Below are 20,611 nucleotides of genomic sequence, written 5' to 3'. Positions count from 1 at the left end.
GCCCAGCCTAGAAGTCCCGTACGAACCCGGGGGCCTGTTCCCGCCACCCGAAACGGCGGCACCGAACGCGTCGTTCCGACAGCCGACCGCACGCCGCCGAAGCGGGCATCGCCGGTGACCGCCGGCCATGGGTTCGGGGCCGCGTACCGAATGCGGCGAAGGCCGAGGACGCCGTACACGCCGGCGTGCGCGCGACGGGACCGGATCACCCGGGAGAACACGGCGGGCGTCAGGACCCGGGAGGAGCACCTCGCCGCCGAGGCGACCCGCCGAGCCCCCGAAGACGGCTCGCGGTTGCCCGGCCTTCCCTCACGCGCCGGCATCGCTCGTTTCCCTCAACGGTTCCGAAATCGCACGCGGGGTCGGTAACGTGCCGACGTGGGCGGCGAACCCCGGGGCCACGACGGGTCGGGCGGGCGGCGCCCACGAATACCGAGCACTGCCGATGAACGCGTCGTCGGGGAGGCAGCCGACCAGGCGATGCCGGGCGGCGAACCGCTCGTACCGACCGCCGCCGCAGGGCACGTCGCGCACCGGAAGCGACCGCCGCTGCGCACCCGTTCGACCAGCCGTTCACCGGCCGCCCGTCGACCGTCCGCGCCAGAGCCAAGGAAGGGTCCCCACGATGACGAACCCAGCCGGTCTCCCGCACGCCCGCCACTACACAGCCGGTCGGTGGAGCGACTCCCGCACACACGGAGAGTCCCGCAACCCCGCCACCGGCGAGTTGCTCGGTACCTACGCCGATGGCGGCGCCGAGGAGGCCAGGGCCGCGATCTCCGCCGCCCGCCGGGCCTTCGACACCACCGACTGGGCCCGGGACCGCCACCTACGAGCCCGGGCCCTGTCCGAGATGGCCGACCAACTCGCGCTACGTCGAGAGGAGTTCGTCCGACTGCTGGCCCGCGAGAACGGCAAGATCCTCGACGAGGCCGCCTTCGAGATCGACATGAGCATTCCCAAACTGCGCTACTACGCGGCACTCGCCCTCGCCGACCACGGCACCGCCGCCGAGGTCCGGCCGGGCCTGTACTCCATGACCTTGCGGGAGCCGGCCGGCGTCGCCGGTGTCATCGTGCCGTGGAACGCCCCGGTCGTGCTCGCCGTCCGCTCCTTCGCCCCGGCCCTGGCCGCCGGGTGCACGGTCGCCGTGAAACTGCCCGGCCGGACCGGCCTGATCAACGGACTGCTCGCAGAGGTCGTCGCAGCCACGACCGCCCTGCCGGCAGGCGCGCTGAACATGTTCACCGAGTCCGGCAACGCAGGCGCCCCGCTCCTGGTTTCCTCCGCCGAGGTCGACGTGCTCAGCTACACCGGATCGACCACGGTGGGCCGCACGATCATGGAGCAGGCCGCGCCCACCCTCAAAACGCTGTCCCTGGAACTCGGCGGCAAGACCCCGATGCTCGTCTTCGACGATGCGGACCTGGCCGCCGCGGTGCCCGTGCTCACCAAGGCCGTCACCACCTTCGCCGGACAGTTCTGCATGGCGGGCAGCCGCATCCTGGTTCAACGAGGCATAGCCGACGAGCTGCGCCGGCGGCTCGCCGCAGCGTTGGAAGCGGTCGAGGTGGGCCCGGGCGACGACCCGGCCAGCGAGATGGGCGCGATGATCGACGAGCGCAACGCCGAGCGCGTCGAGCGCATCGTGGCCGAGGCCGCCGACTACGCCGACGTCGTGGTGCGCGGCGAGCGCAAGGGCGCCTTCATCCGGCCCTCCCTGGTCGAGGTCACCGACGTCACCGCGGCCATCGTTCAACAGGAGGTGTTCGGCCCCGTCGCCACCTTCGAGGTGTTCGACACCGAGGCGGAGGCCGTCGCGCGCGCCAACGCCACCGAGTACGGTCTGTCCGCGTCGATCTGGACGCGCGACGTGGACCGGCCGCTGCGCGTCGGCCGAGAGCTCAAGGCGGGCACGGTGTGGACCAACACGTGGGCGGTGGTCCACGACCAGTTCGAGGAGGGCGGCTTCAAGCAGTCCGGCATCGGCCGTCTCAACGGAGTGCGCGGCCTGGAGGAGTTCCAGGAAACGAAGCACCTGGTCCACCTCGCCCCTCGCGCCTGACCCGATTCCGGACGGGACCGGACGGAGCGGGCGCGTCGGCTGTCGGTCCACGCGCCCGCTCCGCGCGAGGAACCCACGTCCTGTTCGTTCACCGACCGGCGCAGACGCCCGGACGCTTCGACCCGGCCGAACCCGTCGATCGGCTCGGGTACTGGGGACGCGCAACGCGTCCTAGGGGGTGTGGTCAGGGGCTGCCAGGACGCGTTGGGATCAGTAGTTTCGCGAGCACAGAACTGCTGAATCGCCGAGCGAGATACGAACACTCCCGGTAAGGGGTCGCGGGGTGTGTCCCGGTCGCTCCATGCGGCCGGTCCTGGCAGCGAGGGAGTTTGCATGAGAGTCCTCATCGTCGGCGCGGGGGTCAGCGGCATCGCCGCCGCAGTGGCCTTGCACGCGGACGGACACGAAGTAACGGTCTTCGAGCGGGCGGAGCAGTTGCGCGCGTCCGGCAACGGCGTGTTGGTCTGGCCCAACGGCACCGCCATCCTGCGCGATCTCGGGGTCACGCTGCCCGAATTGGGCAGTCGAATCGACGAGGCGGACGTCCTGGCGTTCGACGGAACGCCGCTGATGAAAATGGACCTGGCGGGCGCCGCCGAAAAGTTCGGCGCCCCGACCATCGGCGTACTGCGCGGTCATATCGTCGAGCATCTCGCCCAGTCGTTGCCGGCCGGCACCATTCGCTTCGGGAAACAGTGCAGCGACATTCGCGCCGTACGACGGGATCGCTCCACGGGCGTGCGCGTCACCTTCGACGACGGCACGTTCGAGGACGGGGACGTGCTGGTCGGTGCCGACGGCTATCGCTCCATCGTGCGGCACCGGTTGTTCGGGGACGTGGCTCGGCACACCGGTTTGGCGTCCTGGTACGGCTTGGCGAAGCTACCGCCCGGGTTGCGCTCCGAACACGTCGTGCCCACCTACTACGACAAGCTGCGGCTGTGCACGATGCACCCGGTGGGCAAGGGGTTGGTGCACTGGGCCGTCGAAGTGCCTTGGCCCAACGAGGACTTGGATCGTCAAGGCAAGCCGACCGCGTGGCTCGACCTGGCCCAGCCGCCCGATCGGTTGGCCCGGCTGCGGCAGTGGTTCGGCGACTGGGCGCAGCCGGTGGCCGAACTGATGGCGAGCCTGCCCGAGGACGAGATCAACGTCTATCCGCACGTGACGCACCGGGTGCGGCGATGGTGGGGGCGGGGGCCGGTGACCCTGGCGGGCGATGCGGCCCACGCCGTGACGCCGCGCGTGGGCTGGGGGGTCAACCAGGCGCTGGAGGACGGTTGGATGTTGGGACAGGTCCTGTCGCGGCCCGGCGACCCGGTGTCCCTGTTGCGCGAATACGAGCAGGTGCGACGCGGCCGAGCCCGGCACGTACGCCGGTTGGCGAGCGTGGCCCGGCGAAGCAACCGGCCGTTGATGCTGTTGCACCGGCTGCCCCGCGCGGTGCGTGGGGACGGTTTCGTCTCGCAGGCCCTGATGTCCAACATCGACAGTTGCAGCAACTACGTTCACGAAGCCACCGGTTGAACCGGTACCGAGGCGAGGACTCGGTGAGTGAGCGACGTCGGCTCGGGTCGACGCGGTGGCGTTCGAGGGCCGCGTCAGGGGAGGCCGCGCTCGTGGTGACGTTCCGAGGGGCCCGGTGCGGTGCCTTTCGCCTGCCGTGATCCGGGCGCCCACGGACGTAGGGGTGGTAAGGCCGTACCCGCGGCTGTGGCGATCGCATCTTTTGTCACATCGACCGAACGACGAGGAGCAGTCCCATGAAAGAGATACCCGATCGGCGCCGGCAACAGGTACTGGACATACTCTTCCTGGTCACCCGGGTGGTACTGGGCATCGTTTTCATCGCCCACGGCAGACTCAAGGCCAAGGACATCTCCGGCACCATCGACGGCTTTCGGGCGAGCGACATTCCGCTGCCCACGCTGTCGTGCTGGTTCACGCTGATCGTCGAATTCGGCGGTGGGGCGGCGATGATCCTGGGGCTCGCGTTGCCGCTCACCGGTCTGTTGCAGGCGGTGATCACGTTGGGCGCGCTCGTCTACGTGCACCGTGAGCAGGGCTTCTACACCCATCAGGGTGGCTACGAGTTCGTCTTGGTGCTCGCGGCGGTGAGCTTGACCATCGGTGCGACCGGCGGTCGATTCGCGGCGGACGAACTGATCGCCGCACGCTCGCGAACATGGGCGCGACTGACCGGACGTCCGCACGCGAGTGCGTCCCGGGAGTCCGTATCCGTGTGAGCTTCGGTATGTCGGTGTCGGGATGAATCCGGCCGGCGAGTGCGGTGGTCCGCACTCGCCGGCCGGATCGGTTCATACCGTCTCCACGGTCCGCAGGCGTAGGGCCGTGGTGATGTCGGATCGTCGGGTGATTCCGAGCTTGCGGTAGGTCCGGGTGAGGTGTTGTTCGACGGTGCTGATGGTGACGTACAGCTTGTCCGCGATCTGACGGTTGGATTGCCCCAGACCCGCCAGGGATGCCACTCGACGTTCCGCGGCACTGAGTTCGTCGGTGAGGGGAACCCAGGGCGTCCGGGGGGCTTCCGCGATCTCGGTGCCGTCCTGTGACCCCGGCTCCGGCTGGGGTTGTCGCCCCCTGCACTCCTTCTCGATGCGCCGGCCGTGGCGGATGACCAACTGGGCCTTGCCGTCGTCGCCGAGCGCGTGGTGGGTTCGGCCGAGGTCGAACAGGGCCCGGGTCAGGTGAAAGCGCGCGCCGGATTGGGTGAACGCCTCGACCGCGGCGTCCAGTAGGGGTACTCGTTCCGCAGGGGGCACGGTCGCGGCGAGTGCCAGCAGCGCGAGACCCGCCGGTCGCGAGTTTCGCCTGGGCGAGAGCCGCAACTGTTCCTCGGCCAGTTCCCGCGCGTGGTCGTGCTGACCGAGAGCCAGGTGGGACTGCGCCGCCGCGGAGCGCCACGCGACGATGTTGGGCTGGTCCATGCCCCATCTCGACAGCAGGTCGCCGCATGCCTTGAAGTCGCTCAAGGCCGCGTAGGGACGATCGACCGCCTGGTAATACTGGCCGCGTCCGAAGAGGTAGTGCAATCCGAAGCGGGACTCGAAGAGACCGTCCGGTAGCGGCTGTCGGAGCTGTTCGGCCGCCTTGTCGTACTCGTCCATCCGGGTGTGTGCCACCACCAGCAAACCGCGGATCAGGCCGATGTTCACGCCCCAACTGGGTGCCGGCAGGATGCCGAGCGCGGCATGCGCGTACTGCACGGTCTCGGCCATGTACCCCTCGCGCATGGCGATGTCGGCGCGTACCGCGCCCAATACCGCGGCCCAGGTCGGTGCCCGACGCTCATGGGCCCGTTGGATGAGTTCGTCGCACCACGGCCTGGCAAGATCCAACCGGTCCACGTAGGTGAGTGCGATCAGCGCGGTGGCCAGCGTATCGAGGGTGTCCTCGTCCAGCGGACAACTCTGCAGGATCTGTTGGGCGCCGATGACCACCCGGTCGGGCGGCTCGCCCGCGAACACCTCGCTGACCAACCGCGCGGCGAGCAGGCGCCCGGAACCCACGAGGTCCGGCGTAAGCCCCTCCTGATCGGTGGTTCCCCACAGTCCCGCCGGTATTCGCTCGGCGAGCGCCGGGTACGTATGTCGCAGCGACCATTCCAACGAACGCGTCTGCTCCTTGGCGGGGTCGCCGTCGTCCTCGTACAGCGTGCTGACCAGATCACCCGCCTCGGCCACGCGACCGTGCCACAGCATGTAACCCAGTACGACGGGTATTTGGGCATCCGGGAGGGTGCCCTCGCGGATCGCGTTGATCAGCGCGCACAGGTGATGTTCGGCCACGGCGATCGGGCTCGTGCGCCACACCACGGACGCGAGCCGACCGATGATCGCGGCCCGTTGCCGCTCGTCGGCGCAGCACTCGGCGGCCAGTTGCAGACACCGTACGGCGCGGTCGATGTCGTCGACCGCCAGGGCCCGTTCCGCCACGCACTGGAGCAGGCTGACGGCGTACGGTTCGTGGATCTCGCCCGCGGCCAAGAGGTGATCGACGATGTCGTCGATCGTCCCGTCGTGCCGCTGGAGGAAGGCCGCGGCGCGCAGGTGGATCTGGGTACGGTCGGCGCCGGTGAGCCGGGCGAGGACCGCGTCACGGGCGACCGAGTGCCGAAACTCGCCCCGGTACAGAACACCGATGGCTTCCAACGTCGCCTCCGCGGCCGCGAGTTCGTGCTCGTCGAGGCCGACCAGCTCGGCCAGTTTCCGCGGCGAAGACGGGTGGCCGAGCATCGCCACGACCTCGGCGGTTCGCCGGGTGGCGGCGTCGCTTCGATCGAGACAGCCGAGCACGGCCCGGCAGAACGCCTCACCGACGAACAGGGTGTCCCCCCTCTCCGAGGGAAAGGCGTCGAACTGCGCGGTGTGGTCCTCCAGTACCGCGTCGATCAGCAGACGGTTCCCACCGGTCGCCGCGAAGCAGGCCGCCCCCACCCGGTCGGCCACGGCGCGGCCGAGCCGTTCGGCGACCAGGGTGGCGACGTCGCGCTCGTTGAGTCGGTGGAGTCGAATGCCGCTACCGATGCCCTCGTGCAGCAGCGCGCCGTGGAATCCGTAGCGCGGATCGCTCACGCCGGACCGTACCGCGGCCACCAACAGCACCGGGGTCGCCACGAGTCGTCGGGCCAGGTGAACCAGGCACTCCAGTGACAACGCGTCCCCGTCCTGTAGGTCGTCCACCGCGAGCACCACCGGTCGGTCGGCCGCCAGTACGAGTACGGCTTCCGCGACGCGTTGGGCCAACCGGACCGAGGCGAGGGGCAGATCACCCTGCGCGGGCGGCTCGGACAGGGCCGCGTCCATCTCCCGACGCAGCTCGGGCGGCAGCTCGACCCCGCCGAGCAGCTGGGACATCAGCCACAGCGGAACCTCGCGCGTGGCGGGGTATCCGGTGGTGCTGAGCAGGAGAGTGGTCGACAGACCTCGATCGGACGACGACTTGTCGGCCGCATCCATCAAGAACGCGCGCAACAAGCGGGTCTTGCCGCTGGCGACCGGGCCGCTGACGACCAGAGTGCCCCCCCTTCCGGCCACCAGGCTGTCGAGTTTCGCGGCAAACAGGCGCAAGTGTTCCTCTCGTTGGACAAGCAAAGCAACGACCCCCGTTTTCTGGCAGAATTCAGCTCGCATCCGACGGACGACCGCGATCGCAGGAAGGCGTGACACATCCGTGCGCCACGTCCTCGACGTGCGGTTCATGGGGCCGACACCTCGATGCCGACACCTCCGGAGCCGGGCGCATGGCGATCAGCCGTGCTCCGCGCTCGCTCGGATCCACGCTACACAAGCTCTTACCGGAGACCAGGTCCGGTTTTTTCAAACGAACGATTTTGCGCCGTTTCATGCAGCGTCCGGCACGGCCGTCGTCTCCGGATTATCACGATATTTCGGCACGAACCGAGCGACCCTTTCCGACTTCCGACGTCGGATGAGTGATCGGATGACTTCGATGCGTGCCCGTTGCCACCAAATGGCGTGTATATGGCAAGTGCTTCGGGATGTGCTGCCCGAGAAGCCGACGGCGCCGCGACCTTCACCTCGAATATCGGTGTGAAACCGGCACATCCGGACAGGGTGAGCCGCCACCTGCGGTCGTGTACCCGGATCCCGAGAGAGCACGCCCCGTCGGGCCGGACGGCCTGATGGTCAACACGGCCGGAAGACGTGTCGGTGCCCCGTTCCGCGGGCGCGCGTCCGATTCGATGCCCAACTCGTCGCGTCCCGCCCCAGGTGCCGGTCGATCGATCGGACTCGCGCAACCGGACGAACGACCCTCAAGGGCGCCCGCGAAGGGCACGCCGGCCGCCCTCTGGTGTGCCTGGGCACCTCGCCGGGCACACCGGGGCGCGAGACATTCGACCTCCGCCGAAAACGACGCCGGCCCGACCCACCGACGAGGTGGATCGGACCGGCGTCACGGCGAGGGGCATTCGCCCTCGGTGAACTGCCCTGCGGTCAGGCCGGCTTGGGCACGTTCATGTTGAGGTAGGCGTGATCGGAGACGATGAGCCCGTTCGACAGGGTGAGCACGACGCACCAGAAGGTGTCCTGGGCGGCGGCCTCGCCGTCGGTGGTGGTGCTGGTGACCCCTTCGACCGCCACGACGTCACCGGACGAGGTCACCCGCACGGTGCGGGACGTGCGCCGGATCGTCCCGGGGGTTCCCTTGGTCTCCAACTCCCGTAGCCGGTCGATGCCGAACTCCTCGACGCCGGGCACCACGATCGTCGCGTCGTGCGCGTAGCACTCGTCGATCATGCGTTCGGGGTCGTTGTTGTGCAGGGCTATCCACTTGTCGACGAACGCGAGATTCGCGCGCTCACGGTCGATGGTTTCCTGACTCATGGTCGGGCTCCCTGAGAGTGGTCGGCGGCCCGAGGAGACCGGGCACCGGTCGGCCGGCTCGACATCAGGAAATGCGAGCCGGGATGAGCTTGGTGGTCAGTTCGTGCAGGCGCCGCGCGGAATCCGGGTCGAACGCGGGGCCGGAAAGTTCCAGGGGTTCGCCGGCCATGGACGCGGAGAGCGGCGCGGCGGGCGGGGTGTCCAGGACGGACAGGATCGGCAGGATGCCTTCTTCCACCGGCTTCGCGGCCAGGCGCGCGGCCTCGATCTGCTCGGCCATCACCGGGTCGTACTCACCGGAGAAGCTCGTGCTCACCGCTCCGGGGTTCACCAGTACGTAGCGGATCGGGCCGGGCCGCTGTTGGACGAACCCGACGCCGAGCAGGTCGTTGAGCCTGCTGCCCTGCATCAGGGCGTCGATGCCGGTGTAGTCGCTCTCGCGACCGAGGTCGTCCCAGCGGATCTCACCGAAGTCGAGGCCCGGCCCACACACGTTGACCACGACCGGGGCCGGAGCGGCTTCCAGCGCCTCGGCCAGCTCGTGGCCGAGGATGAAGCGGCTCAGGTAGTAGAGCCCGAACGTGTTCTCGAAACCCTCCTCCGTGACCAGTCGGGTCGAGCGGAAGTGCTGGGCGCACAGCACGAGTCCGTCGATCGCGCCCACGCGGGACCGAACCTCGTCGACCGCCTTGCGGGTCTCGCGGACCAGGCTGAGGTCGGCCTCGATGAAGTGGGCGCGGCCCAACGCGCCCGATTGCTCGGCGGCGGCGAGGAATGCGGCACCTTTCTCGGAATTGCGCCCGATGACGGCGACCGTGTCGCCACGCTGGAGGCGTGCGAGTGCGACGGCCTTCCCGATACCGTCCGTGCCACCCGAGATGACGAACGTTTTCACCGTGGTAACCTCCGCAGAAATGTGGGCAGGCATGCTTGAGCGCCACTCAAGTCATCAGCTGATGACTCGGTGAAGCTATCGAGGGGCTCGTATCATGTCAACCGACGATGACTCAGGAGACGGGGAGTTCGGGTTGGCCGCGACAGGCGATGGTCGGCAGCCGCAGCGCAAACGCGACCGGGAGGCCACCCGGGCCGCTCTGTTGGCTGCGGCTCGGGTCCGGTTCGCCCGCGAGGGCTACACCGGGACCAACGTCCGCACCATCGCCGGGGACGTCGGCGTGGACGCGGGGCTGGTTTTTCGGTACTTCGGCTCGAAGCGCAAGCTGTTCGACGAGGTGTCGGCGGAGGACGCCCGGAAGGCGGAGGCGGTGCTCGCCGGTCCACCGGAACTGTTGCCGCTGCGCCTGCTGGAGACGATCCTCGCCGAGGAAAGCTCGGAACTGGTGGGCGAACATCCGTTCATCGCCATGCTGCGGGCGGCAGGAGATGCCACGGTCCGTGACCAGCTGCGCGATCAGGTGTGCGAGACGTACATCGCCAACATCCGCAAACTGGTCCGCGGGCAGGACGCCGATCTGCGCGCGGAACTGCTCAGCGCGTGGCTGCTGGGGATCAGCGTGGTCCGGTCGGTGATCCGCAGCGAAACCCTGTCGGCTGCCACGGTGGCCGACGTGGCGCCGTACTTCGAGCAGGTCAGGCACGTCCTGCTCGGTGGGGACGACGACGCGGGGCCGTGAGCGGTGACTCGCGCCCACGGCCCGCGTCGAACCGCCTCAGTACACGTACGTCCCGGCCAGCGCCGGAGCGCTCGCGGGCGGGGTGCACTCCAAGGTCGCGCCGACCCACAGCTGCATGACGAACGCACCGGGCGTGAAGGTGTGGAAGCCGGGGGTGGTCGCGGGCACCGAGGCGGAGCCCGGCCCCAGGACCAGCGGTTGGCCGATCGGTACGTTCGTGGCGTTGACCAGGCCGGTCGCGGTGACCTCGCCCGACGCCGCGCCGCCCAGAACGATCTGCATGTCGCCGTCTATCCCGAGGGCGGGGATGTCGGCGGGTGCGGGCTTGGTGGCGGTGACGGTCAACGGGATCGAGGTACCCAACCGGGCCTTCCTCGGCGCCTTGATCGAGACGGCGTAGGTCAACGGGACCTGCGGGGAGCCGGCCTCGGTACACGAGAAGACGATGTTGGTCGCCCCGCCGGTCGACGTGGCCGAGGCGGACGCCGACGAGGGGGCGACGATCATTCCCGTCAGCGCGGCGGCGAGCGACAACGTCAACGTGGTCGATATGCGCTTCATGGACGCGATCCTCCGATGTTCTGCTCGGTTTCCCCGGCCGCCTGGGTCGCTTTCGACGCGGGCAACAAGGCTTGAAAGAGTTTTCCGGTTGTCGGGTTCGCCGCGGTGCGCACCATCATGCGGCGCAGCACGCTCACCGGTCGGTTGGGGGGAAGCAGGAAGTTCTTGGCGAAATGGGCGCTCTTTTGATGTCGTGTGACCACCGGTCGCAGTCGGTGCTCCCACGTGCCGAGCGCAGCCGGAATGTCGTCGCCGTGCTCGGTCAGCAGGGTGCCGAGGAGATCGGCGCCGGCAATGCCCAGCGACGAGCCGAAGCCGGAGTAGAGCGTCAGCGCCCACGCGGAATCGCCGAGCAGGACGACCCTGCCACGACTCCAACTGCTCAGATGGATCTGGCAGATCTGATCGAAGAGCGTCGACTCGGCCCGGTCGACGGCGTCGAGCAGTTCCGGCACCACCGATCCCTCGAAGTCGCCGTAGACCTCGCGTAGCGCGACCGTGGGTTGTTTGCGTGCCTCCGCGGCCGGCCACGGATGGCAGTACAGGAACATCGCGACCGGATCGTGGTCGTGGAAGGCGTTGACGGCCACCGATCGACCCACGTCGACCACCAGCAGATTGTCGCCCTTGCGCACCCCGCTGAGCGGGCGGTCGAGCAGGCAGGCGGCGATCACCTGATTGAAGTCGCGGCGGTAGAGGTCCTCCGGACCGAATACCTGTTCCCGCACCGCCGAGTGCAGGCCGTCGGCGCCCACCACCAGATCGAAGCGCTCGGTGGTGCCGTCGGAAAGCGTCACCTCGGCGTGGTCGCGGCCCTGTCGGATCGCTGTCGGTTCGGTACCGAACCGAATCTCCACCAAGCCGTCGAGAGCCTCGAACAGCACCTTCTCCAGGTCGCCGCGCAGCACGCTGTACGACGTCGAGACGGGCATCATCGCGGACGGGTTGATTCCGGGTACGAACTTGCCCCGTCGATCCATCTCCAGGAACCGGGCGTTGGGGTTGGCCCGGTCGCGGATGCTGCCGAAGATGCCGAGGCGTTTCGCGGGTTCGAAGCCGTCACCCATGAAAACGGTGAAGTAGCCGCCGGTCCGGCGACCGGGGGCCCGCTCGACCAGGAGCGGCTCCCAGCCGATCTGCTGCAGCCGCAGCGCGGTCGCCATTCCGGAAATTCCCGCGCCCACCACCAGGGCACGTTTCGTCCGCACCGGTATACCGGTGTCGTGTAATGCATTCATGTGGACGATCCTCCGGACCGGCCGAGATCGGCGCGTCGATTCGTTTTAGGGTCGCTCCGTCACGCTACCCCACGACACGGCGAGAGGCACCCTTTTCCGAAAGGGTAGTGGATATATATTCCGGCCCATTCGAATAGGGGCCGGCGAGCGATATTAGGGGCGTCCTGTAGGGGTATGCACGAGCGATCCTCGCCACGTACGTTCGAGCGGGCCCGGAACGTTCGATAACGGGGTGGATCATGAGCGAGGATCAGAAAATCGTCGAATACCTCAAGAAATTGAGGGTCGAGCTGCACCGAACTCGTGAGCAATTGCAGCACCTCAAGGGCGAGCTTACGCAGCCGATCGCCGTGACGGCCATGGCCTGCCGCCTGCCCGGGGGAGTGGACACCCCGGAGGGGTTCTGGCGGCTGCTCGCCGAGGGCAGGCACGGATACGGCGCGTTCCCCGAGGACCGGGGCTGGCCCCTCGATCGCATCCACGACAGCGATCCGGACCGGCGTGGAACGAGCTACGTGCGCGAAGGCGCGTTCCTCGACGACGTCACCGGATTCGACGCCGCGTTCTTCAACATCTCGCCACGCGAGGCCGCAGCGATGGACCCGCAGCAGCGGCTCGCCCTGGAGACGGCCTGGGAATGCCTCGAACGCGCCGGACTGGACCCCGCGGCGATGCGCGGCAGCGCGACCGGGGTGTTCCTGGGTATCAGCGGGCAGGACTACGCCGGCTTGGCCGCGCACGCGACGCAGGACGTCGAAGGGTTGGTCGGCACCGGCACCGCAGGCAGTGTGCTCTCGGGCCGGATCGCGTACACGTTCGGCCTGGAGGGCCCGGCACTGACCATCGACACCGCGTGTTCGTCCTCGCTGGTGGCAATCCACCTGGCCGCGGAATCGCTTCGGCGCGGTGAATGCCGTTCGGCGCTGGCGGGCGGTGTGACCGTCCTTTCGACACCGGGTCTGTTCGTCGAGTTCAGCCGGCAACGAGGGCTGGCCCCCGACGGGCGGTGCAAGCCGTTCGCCGCCGCCGCGGACGGCACCGGGTGGGGCGAAGGGGCGGGCGTGCTGCTGTTGGAACGGCTGGCGGACGCGCAGCGCGCCGGGCGCCCCGTGCTGGGGGTCATCCGGTCGAGCGCGGTGAACCAGGACGGTGCCAGCGGCAGGCTCAGCGCTCCCAGCGGGCCCGCCCAGCAACGGGTGATCCGCTCCGCGCTGGCCGCGGCGGGCCTGTCGACCGCGGACGTGGACGTCGTGGAGGCGCACGGCACCGGGACGCGCCTGGGCGATCCCATCGAGGCACAGGCGCTGTTGGCGACCTACGGCCGAGAACGCGAACTCCCGCTGTTGCTCGGCGCGGTGAAATCCAACATCGGGCACACCCAGGCCGCCGCGGGCGTCGCCGGCGTGATCAAGATGATCCTGGCGATCCGGCACGGCTCGATACCCGCGACCCTGCACGTGGACGCGCCCACCCCGCACGTCGACTGGACCACCGGCGGCATCGACCTGGTCACCCGCCCGCGCCCCTGGCCCGACGTCGACCGGCCCCGCCGCGCGGGGGTCTCCTCCTTCGGGATCAGCGGCACCAACGCGCATCTCATCGTCGAACAACCGCCGACCCCGCCCGAGGAGCACACCGCGAGCACACCGTCCGGGCCGGTTCCCTGGATCCTGGCGGCGAAGACCCCGACCGCGCTGCGCGAACAGGCCCGCAGGCTTCGCCTGTACGTGTCCGAGGCGGACCACCCTCCCGCCGAGATCGCACACTCGCTGTCGGCCCGAAACCCCGGCTTCGCCCACCGCGCGGTGGTGTCGGGCACATCCACCACGGATCTGGTCGCCGGACTGAGCGCCGTGGAAGAGGCCACCCCCGCGCCCCACGTCGTCGTGGGCGAGGTGACCTCGGGCGCGCTCGCGTTCGTCTTCAGTGGGCAGGGCAGCCAGTACGAGGGCATGACTCGGTCCCTGTACGCGAAGTCACCGGTGTTCGCCGCCGCCCTCGACGAAGTGTGCGCGCAGGTGAACGAGTTCACCGAAACACCGATCGAAGACGTGCTGTTCGGGGAGGCGTACCTGCTCGACCACACCGGCCACACCCAACCGGCGCTGTTCGCGACGCAGGTCGCCCTGGCCCGGTTGTGCGCGTCGTTCGGCCTGCGGCCGGACTTCGTCGCAGGCCACTCCATCGGTGAACTCGCCGCCGCGCACGTGGCCGGCGTGCTCTCGCTCGAGGACGCGTCCGCGCTGGTGGCCGCGCGCGCCCGATTGATGGCGGCGCTGCCGCCGGGCGGGGCGATGGTGTCCGTGCGAGCGCCCGAAGCCGTGGTGCGCGCACGGATGTCGGCGTCGTTCGCGGACGTGGCGATCGCCGCGGTGAACGGGCCGGAGTCGGTGGTGATATCGGGCGCGGAAGGTGCCGTGTCGGAACTGGCGCAAGCACTGGCCGGCGACGGCCACAAGATCCGACGGCTACGGGTCAGCCATGCCTTCCACTCGCCGCTGATGGACCCGATGCTGGACGACTTCCACGCCGTCGCGAGCACCCTCACCTACTCGGCCCCGATCGTGTCGCTGGTGTCCAACCTGACCGGGGAAGCGGTCACCGCCGAGCAGATCGGCACACCCGAGTACTGGGTGCGGCACGTGCGCGAACCGGTCCGATTCGGCGCCGGCGTCGCCACCATGGCCGAGTCCGGCGTCACCACCTACCTGGAGATCGGCCCGGACGCGAACCTGGTGCCGCTGATCGCAGCCGTCGCGCAGCCTTCCGCGCGCGTGCTGCCGCTGCTGCGCCGAAGCGTCGACGACCTGGAGCAGGTGCTCACCGCCCTGGCCGGCGCGCACGTCGGCGGCGCCGCGGTGGACTGGTCGCCGTTGGTACCGAGGACACCCGTCCGGCCGTTGCCGACCTACCCGTTCGAACGGCGTCGGCACTGGCTCGACCAGGCGAACGGCGTCGGTGACCAGGCCGGCGCAGGAGCCGCTACCGGCCACCCGCTGCTCACCGCCGCGATCGACCTGCCCGGCGGCGGCGAGGTGCGGACCGGCCGCCTGGGCCTGGTCGAGCAGCCGTGGCTGGCGGATCACCGGGTGCACGGTGTGGCCGTCCTGCCGGGCACCGGCGTGACCGAACTCGTCTGGGCCACCGGCGCGGACTCCCTGGCCGAGCTGACCCTGCACGCTCCGCTGGTCGTTCCCGAACAGGGGCACGTCCTGCTGCGGGTGAGCACGTCCGCACCGGACGCGAACGACGTCCGCGAGGTGACGGTGCACACCCGGGCCCGGGAAGGCGGCGAGTGGGTCCTGCACGCGACGGCCGTGACCGACGCGGACCGCGACGAGCCGGTCCCCCTGGACGAATGGCCGCCCCGGGACGCGGTGCCGGTGGCGGTCGACGGACTCTACGCCGACCTGGCCGCCCGCGGCCTCGACTACGGACCGGTGTTTCGCGGCGTTCGAGCGGCCTGGCGCGGCACCACGCACACCTACGCCCACGTCGAAGTGCCCCGAGACGTCGAGGCGGAGGCCGCGCGATACGGCGTGCATCCCGCTCTCCTGGATGCGGCGCTGCACACCCTGGCGCTGACCGGCGTGGAGCGCGCCGACGCGGCGATGCCCTTCTCCTTCACCGGCGCCACGCTGCACGCGGTCGGCGCCGGACGGCTGCGGGTGCGCATCACCGCGACGGGTCCGGAAACCGTGGCGGTGGTGGTCGCCGACGACACGGGCGCGCCGGTCGCCGCCGTTCGGTCGTTGCGACTGCGACCGATCACGCCCGAACACCTGGTGACCGCGGGTGCGCCGACGCCCGAGGCGCTGCACCGAATCGTGTGGAAGCCGTTGCCGAACGCGGACGCCCGGGCCGATGACGCCGGCCACGACGTCATCGGTGACGCGGCGCTCGCCGAGGCCCTCACCCGATCCGGCGGCACGGCGCGTGTGTGGTCGGACCCGGCCGAGTTCGCGGCCGGACGAACCGTCGCGGCGGACCCGACGGCCGTCCTGCTCGCCCTCGTCCCGAGCCGGGCGCAGGACGTGGGCGACGCGGTGACCACGGCTGCCGAACGGCACCTGCGGACGCTGCGCGAGTGGCTGACGGACCCCGCGTTCGAGGAACTGCACCTGGCCGTCGTCACCACGGGCGGCGTCGCCGTCGAGCCGGGGGACGAGGTGGACCTCGTCAACGCCCCCCTGTGGGGGATGGGCCGTGTGGCACAGGCCGAACACCCCGGGCGGATCACCTTGATCGACCTCGCCGCCACCGCGGACGCCGGCCTGCTGCCGGCGGCCCTGCACGGCGCGCGGGCACTGGGCGAGACCCAACTCGCGATACGCGGCGGTGTGCCGCTCGTGCCCCGCCTGACGCCCCTGCACGACGCGGACACGCTGTCGCTGCCCGACGCCGACGCCGCGTGGCGGCTGGCCGGCGACGACGACGGCACCCTGGCCGGGCTGCACCCCATGCTCGTCGAGCCCGCTCCGACCGGCCCGACGGAGGTGCGCGTCGCGGTCCGGGTCGCCGGGCTGAACTTCCGCGACGTCCTGATCGCGCTCGGTACGTATCCGGGTGCCGCGGTGATGGGTGGCGAAGCCGCCGGGGTGGTGCTGGAGGTCGGGGCGGACGTCACGGGCCTGGCGCCCGGTGACCGAGTCCTGGGTGTCTTCGGCGGTGCGTTCGGTCCGGTCGCCACCACCGACCATCGGATGGTGGTGCCGCTGCCTGCGACGTGGTCGTTCGCCGAAGGCGCCGCCGTGCCGATCGCCTTCCTCACCGCCTACTACGGACTGCGTGACCTCGGCGGCCTGCGCGACGGGCAGTCGTTGCTCGTGCACGCGGCCGCGGGCGGGGTCGGCATGGCGGCCGTACAGCTCGCGCGGCACTGGGGCGCCGACGTGTTCGGCACCGCGAGCCAGGGCAAGTGGGACGTCCTGCGCGCGAACGGCTTCGCCGAGGACCACCTCGCTTCCTCGCGCACGCTCGCCTTCGAGGAGCAGATCACGACGGCCACTCACGGCCGGGGCGTGGATGTCGTACTCGACGCCCTGGCAGGCGAGTTCGTGGACGCCTCGCTGCGACTGCTGCCGCGTGGGGGCCGGTTCGTGGAGATGGGCAAGGCCGACGTGCGGGACGCGACGGTTGTCGCGGCGGAGCACCCGGGTGTGGTCTATCAGGCCTTCGACCTGATCGAAGCGGGGCCCGAGCGCATCCAGGAGATGCTGACCGAGGTCGTGGCCTTGCTGGAGGCGGGCGTGTTGCGGCATCTGCCGCGGACCGCGTGGCCGGTACAGCGGGCCCGAGCGGCGTTTCGGCACGTGAGCCAGGCACGGCACGTCGGCAAGAACGTGCTCACCTTCCCGGAACGGCCCGGACCGCAAGGCACGGTCGTGGTCACCGGGGCGAACGGCGCGCTGGCCCGACACCTCACCCGGCACCTGGTCCTCACCCGGGGCGTGCGGCACGTGTTGTTGCTCAGTCGGACCCGCCCGATCGCGTTGGCGGACGAACTCGCCTCGCTCGGCGCCACCGCGTCGGCGGTGGCCTGTGACGTGGCCGATCCGGGACGACTCGCCGACGCCCTGGCCACCGTGCCCGACGAGCATCCGATACGCGAGATCGTGCATGCCGCCGGTATACGCGGCGATGCCACCCTCACGAGCCTTGACCCGGCACGGCTCGCCGACGTCCTGCGGCCGAAGGTCGCCGGCGCGTTGGCCCTGGTCGCCGCGGCACGCGAACTCGACCTGGCCGCGCTGACGTTCTACTCCAGTGCCGCCGCGACGTTGGGCGGCGCCGGCCAGGCGGCCTACGCCACCGCCAACACGTTTCTCGACGCCCTGGCCCACCACGCGCGCGCGGCCGGAGTGCCGGCGACCGCGGTTGCCTGGGGGCTCTGGTCGGGAGAGGCGGGCATGGGGGCCGACCTGAGCGAGGCGGATCTGCACCGCGTCCGACGAGGTGGCGTACTGCCGCTGACACCCGCGCAGGCACTCGCCCTGCACGATGTCGCCCGGGACGTTTCGCAGGCCCACGTGGTCGTTGCCCCGATCGACACCGGCCGCCTCGATGTCGCCGACGCCCACCCGCTGTTGCGTGATCTGCTGCGGCCCACCCGCAGGCGGGCCGCGGCCGCGGAGTCCGGGGGCGCGACCACCCGGGAGCGGTTGTCGACGTTGTCCGAGGCCGATCGACGCCGAGCCGTGACGGACCTTGTCCGTACCCACGTTCGAGAGGTGCTCGCCTACGCCGACGAGGAACTCGACCCGACATCGGCCTTCGTCGAACTCGGCTTCGACTCGTTGACCTCGGTGGACCTGCGCAACCGGCTGACCGCCGCGACCGGGCTGCACCTGCCCGCCGCGCTGGTGTTCGACCACCCGACGCCGGCCGACCTCGTGGCGCACCTGACGGCGGCCCTGGCCCCCGACGACGAACACATCGACCCGGTGGAGCAGGAGTTTCGGGAACTGCTCCTTCGTATCCCGCTCGAACGGCTACGCGCGACCGGGCTCTACGACCGGCTGCTGCGGCTTGCCGCAGGCGAAGCGGACGGTCCCGACACGCCCGATATCGACGCCTTGGACGTCGCGGCCCTCGTGCAGCGCGCCATGGGCGACTGACCACGACGGAGGTCAAGATGACGATCGCGACCGAGCAGATCGTAACCGCCCTACGCAGCTCGCTCAAGGAGAACGAACTGCTGCGGCAGGAGGCGGCACGGGCGACGGAGCCGATCGCCGTGGTCGGGATCGGCTGCCGCTTTCCCGGCGGCGTCTCCTCCCCGGCGGACCTGTGGCGGCTGCTCGTCGAGGGCCGCGACGCGATGGGCGCCTTCCCCGCCGACCGCGGCTGGGACCTCGACACGCTCTTCGATGACGACCCCGACCATCCGGGGACGAGCTATGCCCGGGAGGGGGGTTTCCTCGACGACGTGGTGGGTTTCGACGCCGCGTTCTTCGGCATCTCACCCCGTGAGGCGCTGGCGATGGATCCGCAGCAACGTCTGCTCCTGGAGACCGTCTGGCACGCCGTCGAGGACGCCGGGATCGACCCCACCGCCCTGCGCGGCACCTCCGCCGGCGTGTTCATGGGCATGAGCGGACAGGACTACGCGTCCGCGGACTTCGCCTTGCCGGACGGGCTCGAAGGCCACCTCGCGACCGGCAACGCCCCCAGCGTCCTGTCCGGCCGAGTGGCCTATCTGCTCGGGCTGGAGGGACCGGCGCTCACCGTGGACACGGCGTGTTCGTCGTCGTTGGTATCGCTGCACCTCGCGGCCCGCGCGCTGCGCGCACAGGAAGCGAGCCTGGCGCTGGCGGGCGGCGTGACCGTGATGACCACCCCCAAGGCGTTCACCAGCTTCAGCCGACAACGCGGCCTCGCGGCGGACGGCCGATGCCGGGCATTCTCCGCCGACGCCGACGGCACCGCGTGGGGCGAAGGCGTGGGCGTCCTGGTACTGGAGCGCCTGTCCGACGCGCAGCGAAACGGCCGACGCATTCTCGCGGTCCTGCGCGGCAGCGCCGTCAATCAGGACGGGGCCAGCAACGGCCTGACCGCCCCCAGCGGGGCAGCGCAACAGCGCGTCATCCGGGCAGCGCTCGCCGCGGCGGGCCTGGGAGCGGGCGACGTCGACGTGGTGGAGGCACACGGCACCGGCACCAAGCTCGGCGATCCGATCGAAGCCGACGCGCTCTTGGCCACCTACGGCCGAGAACACACCGCCGAGCAGCCGCTGTTGCTGGGCTCGGTCAAATCCAACCTGGGTCACACCCAGGCCGCCGCAGGCGTGGCAGGCGTACTCAAGACGATTCTCGCCCTCGGCCACGCGGTGTTGCCGCCGACCCTGCACACCGGGACGCCCACCCCGCACGTCGACTGGAGTTCGGGCACCGTCGCCCTCGCCACCGATGCGACACCTTGGCCGCGCACGGACCGTCCGCGCCGAGCAGGGGTCTCCGCGTTCAGCATGAGCGGCACCAACGCCCACGTGATCCTCGAACAGGCCCCCGAGCCGACCGGCCCCGCACCCGATCCGCACGACGCACCCGCGCCCGAGCGCTCGATCCCGGTGCTGTTGTCCGCCCAGTCGGCCGTCGCGCTGCGGTCGCTGGCCAAGGAACTGAGCGAGTACGAGGACCTTCCGCTACCCGCGCTGGCACACGGTCTGGCCCGAGGACGCGCGTCGCTGCGACACCGCGCGGTACTCGTCGCGCGCGACGCCGAGGGGCTGCGCGCGAGCCTGACGGCACTGGCCGAGGACCGCCCCCACGTCGACCTGGTGGTCGGGAGTGTGGGGGGTGATCGTGGTGGTGTGGTGTTCGTCTTCCCCGGTCAGGGTTCCCAATGGGAGGGCATGGGCGCCGAACTCCTGGACACCGTACCCGCGTTCGCGCAGGCGGTCGCGGACTGCGACGCGGCACTGCGCCCGCACACCGGCTGGTCGGTCACCGACGTCCTGCGCCGACACCCCCACGCCCCCACCCTGGACCGCGTCGACGTCGTCCAACCCGCACTGTTCACCGTCATGACCGCCCTCGCCCGCACCTGGCAAGCCCACGGCATCCACCCCGACGCCGTCGTCGGCCACTCCCAAGGCGAAATCGCCGCCGCCCACATCGCCGGCGCCCTCACCCTGCCCGACGCCGCCAAACTCGTCGCCCTACGCGCCCGCGCCCTGCCCACCCTCGCCGGCCAAGGCACCATGGCCTCCATCACCCTGCCCCCCCACACCCTGACCCCCCTCCT

Annotated in this window: 11 protein-coding genes; 6 read left to right on the top strand and 5 right to left on the bottom strand. The window is 70.3% G+C overall.

Features of this window, described 5'->3' with window-relative positions:
* Positions 1-625: 625 nt before the first annotated feature.
* The 3 genes from GT354_RS43025 (at position 626) to GT354_RS43015 (ending at position 4,311) form a co-directional block, all read left to right on the top strand.
* Positions 626-2,065 carry an aldehyde dehydrogenase family protein gene (locus GT354_RS43025; protein ID WP_161362358.1) on the top strand — a complete coding sequence of 480 codons (1,440 nt, stop codon included), beginning with the start codon at positions 626-628 and terminating at the stop codon, positions 2,063-2,065.
* 333 nt (positions 2,066-2,398) lie between these two features.
* Positions 2,399-3,592: an NAD(P)/FAD-dependent oxidoreductase gene (locus GT354_RS43020; RefSeq protein WP_161362356.1), complete on the top strand. Its 1,194-nt coding sequence runs from the start codon at positions 2,399-2,401 to the stop codon at positions 3,590-3,592.
* Positions 3,593-3,828: 236 nt separating this feature from the next.
* The gene (locus tag GT354_RS43015; RefSeq protein ID WP_161362354.1) at positions 3,829-4,311 is read left to right on the top strand and encodes a DoxX family protein; all 483 of its coding nucleotides are present in this window, start codon (positions 3,829-3,831) and stop codon (positions 4,309-4,311) included.
* A 72-nt stretch (positions 4,312-4,383) separates the two neighbouring features.
* Here the strand turns inward: GT354_RS43015 and GT354_RS43010 are convergent, their stop codons facing one another.
* The 3 genes from GT354_RS43010 to GT354_RS43000 form a co-directional block, all read right to left on the bottom strand.
* Positions 4,384-7,218, bottom strand: coding sequence for a helix-turn-helix transcriptional regulator (locus GT354_RS43010; protein ID WP_272923997.1), 2,835 nt, complete (start codon positions 7,216-7,218; stop codon positions 4,384-4,386).
* Between the two features lie 825 nt (positions 7,219-8,043).
* Positions 8,044-8,433, bottom strand: a complete 390-nt coding sequence (locus GT354_RS43005) for a nuclear transport factor 2 family protein (RefSeq protein WP_161362349.1) — start codon at positions 8,431-8,433, stop codon at positions 8,044-8,046.
* A 64-nt stretch (positions 8,434-8,497) separates the two neighbouring features.
* Positions 8,498-9,328 carry an SDR family NAD(P)-dependent oxidoreductase gene (locus tag GT354_RS43000; protein WP_161362347.1) on the bottom strand — a complete coding sequence of 277 codons (831 nt, stop codon included), beginning with the start codon at positions 9,326-9,328 and terminating at the stop codon, positions 8,498-8,500.
* Positions 9,329-9,422: 94 nt separating this feature from the next.
* Here GT354_RS43000 and GT354_RS42995 point away from each other — a divergent pair, with 94 nt between their 5' ends.
* Positions 9,423-10,067, top strand: coding sequence for a TetR/AcrR family transcriptional regulator (locus GT354_RS42995; protein WP_161362345.1), 645 nt, complete (start codon positions 9,423-9,425; stop codon positions 10,065-10,067).
* Between the two features lie 36 nt (positions 10,068-10,103).
* Here the strand turns inward: GT354_RS42995 and GT354_RS42990 are convergent, their stop codons facing one another.
* On the bottom strand, positions 10,104-10,628 hold the full coding sequence (locus GT354_RS42990) for a hypothetical protein (protein WP_161362342.1): 525 nt from the start codon (positions 10,626-10,628) through the stop codon (positions 10,104-10,106).
* Positions 10,625-11,866 carry an FAD-dependent monooxygenase gene (locus GT354_RS42985; protein ID WP_161362340.1) on the bottom strand — a complete coding sequence of 414 codons (1,242 nt, stop codon included), beginning with the start codon at positions 11,864-11,866 and terminating at the stop codon, positions 10,625-10,627. The genes GT354_RS42990 and GT354_RS42985 overlap by 4 nt, the downstream gene beginning before the upstream one ends.
* 239 nt (positions 11,867-12,105) lie before the next feature.
* Between GT354_RS42985 and GT354_RS42980 the strand changes: the two genes are divergently transcribed.
* Both GT354_RS42980 and GT354_RS42975 read left to right on the top strand, forming a co-directional pair.
* Positions 12,106-18,483, top strand: a complete 6,378-nt coding sequence (locus GT354_RS42980; protein WP_161362338.1) for a type I polyketide synthase — start codon at positions 12,106-12,108, stop codon at positions 18,481-18,483.
* Between the two features lie 17 nt (positions 18,484-18,500).
* The coding region (locus GT354_RS42975) for a type I polyketide synthase (RefSeq protein ID WP_161362336.1) at positions 18,501-20,611 on the top strand (2,111 nt) is incomplete at its 3' end.

Source organism: Streptomyces sp. SID3343 (genome assembly GCF_009865215.1).
GTDB lineage: Bacteria > Actinomycetota > Actinomycetes > Streptomycetales > Streptomycetaceae > Embleya.
The sequence above is the reverse complement of the archived record's forward strand: the minus strand, read 5'-3'. Positions and strand labels throughout refer to the sequence as shown.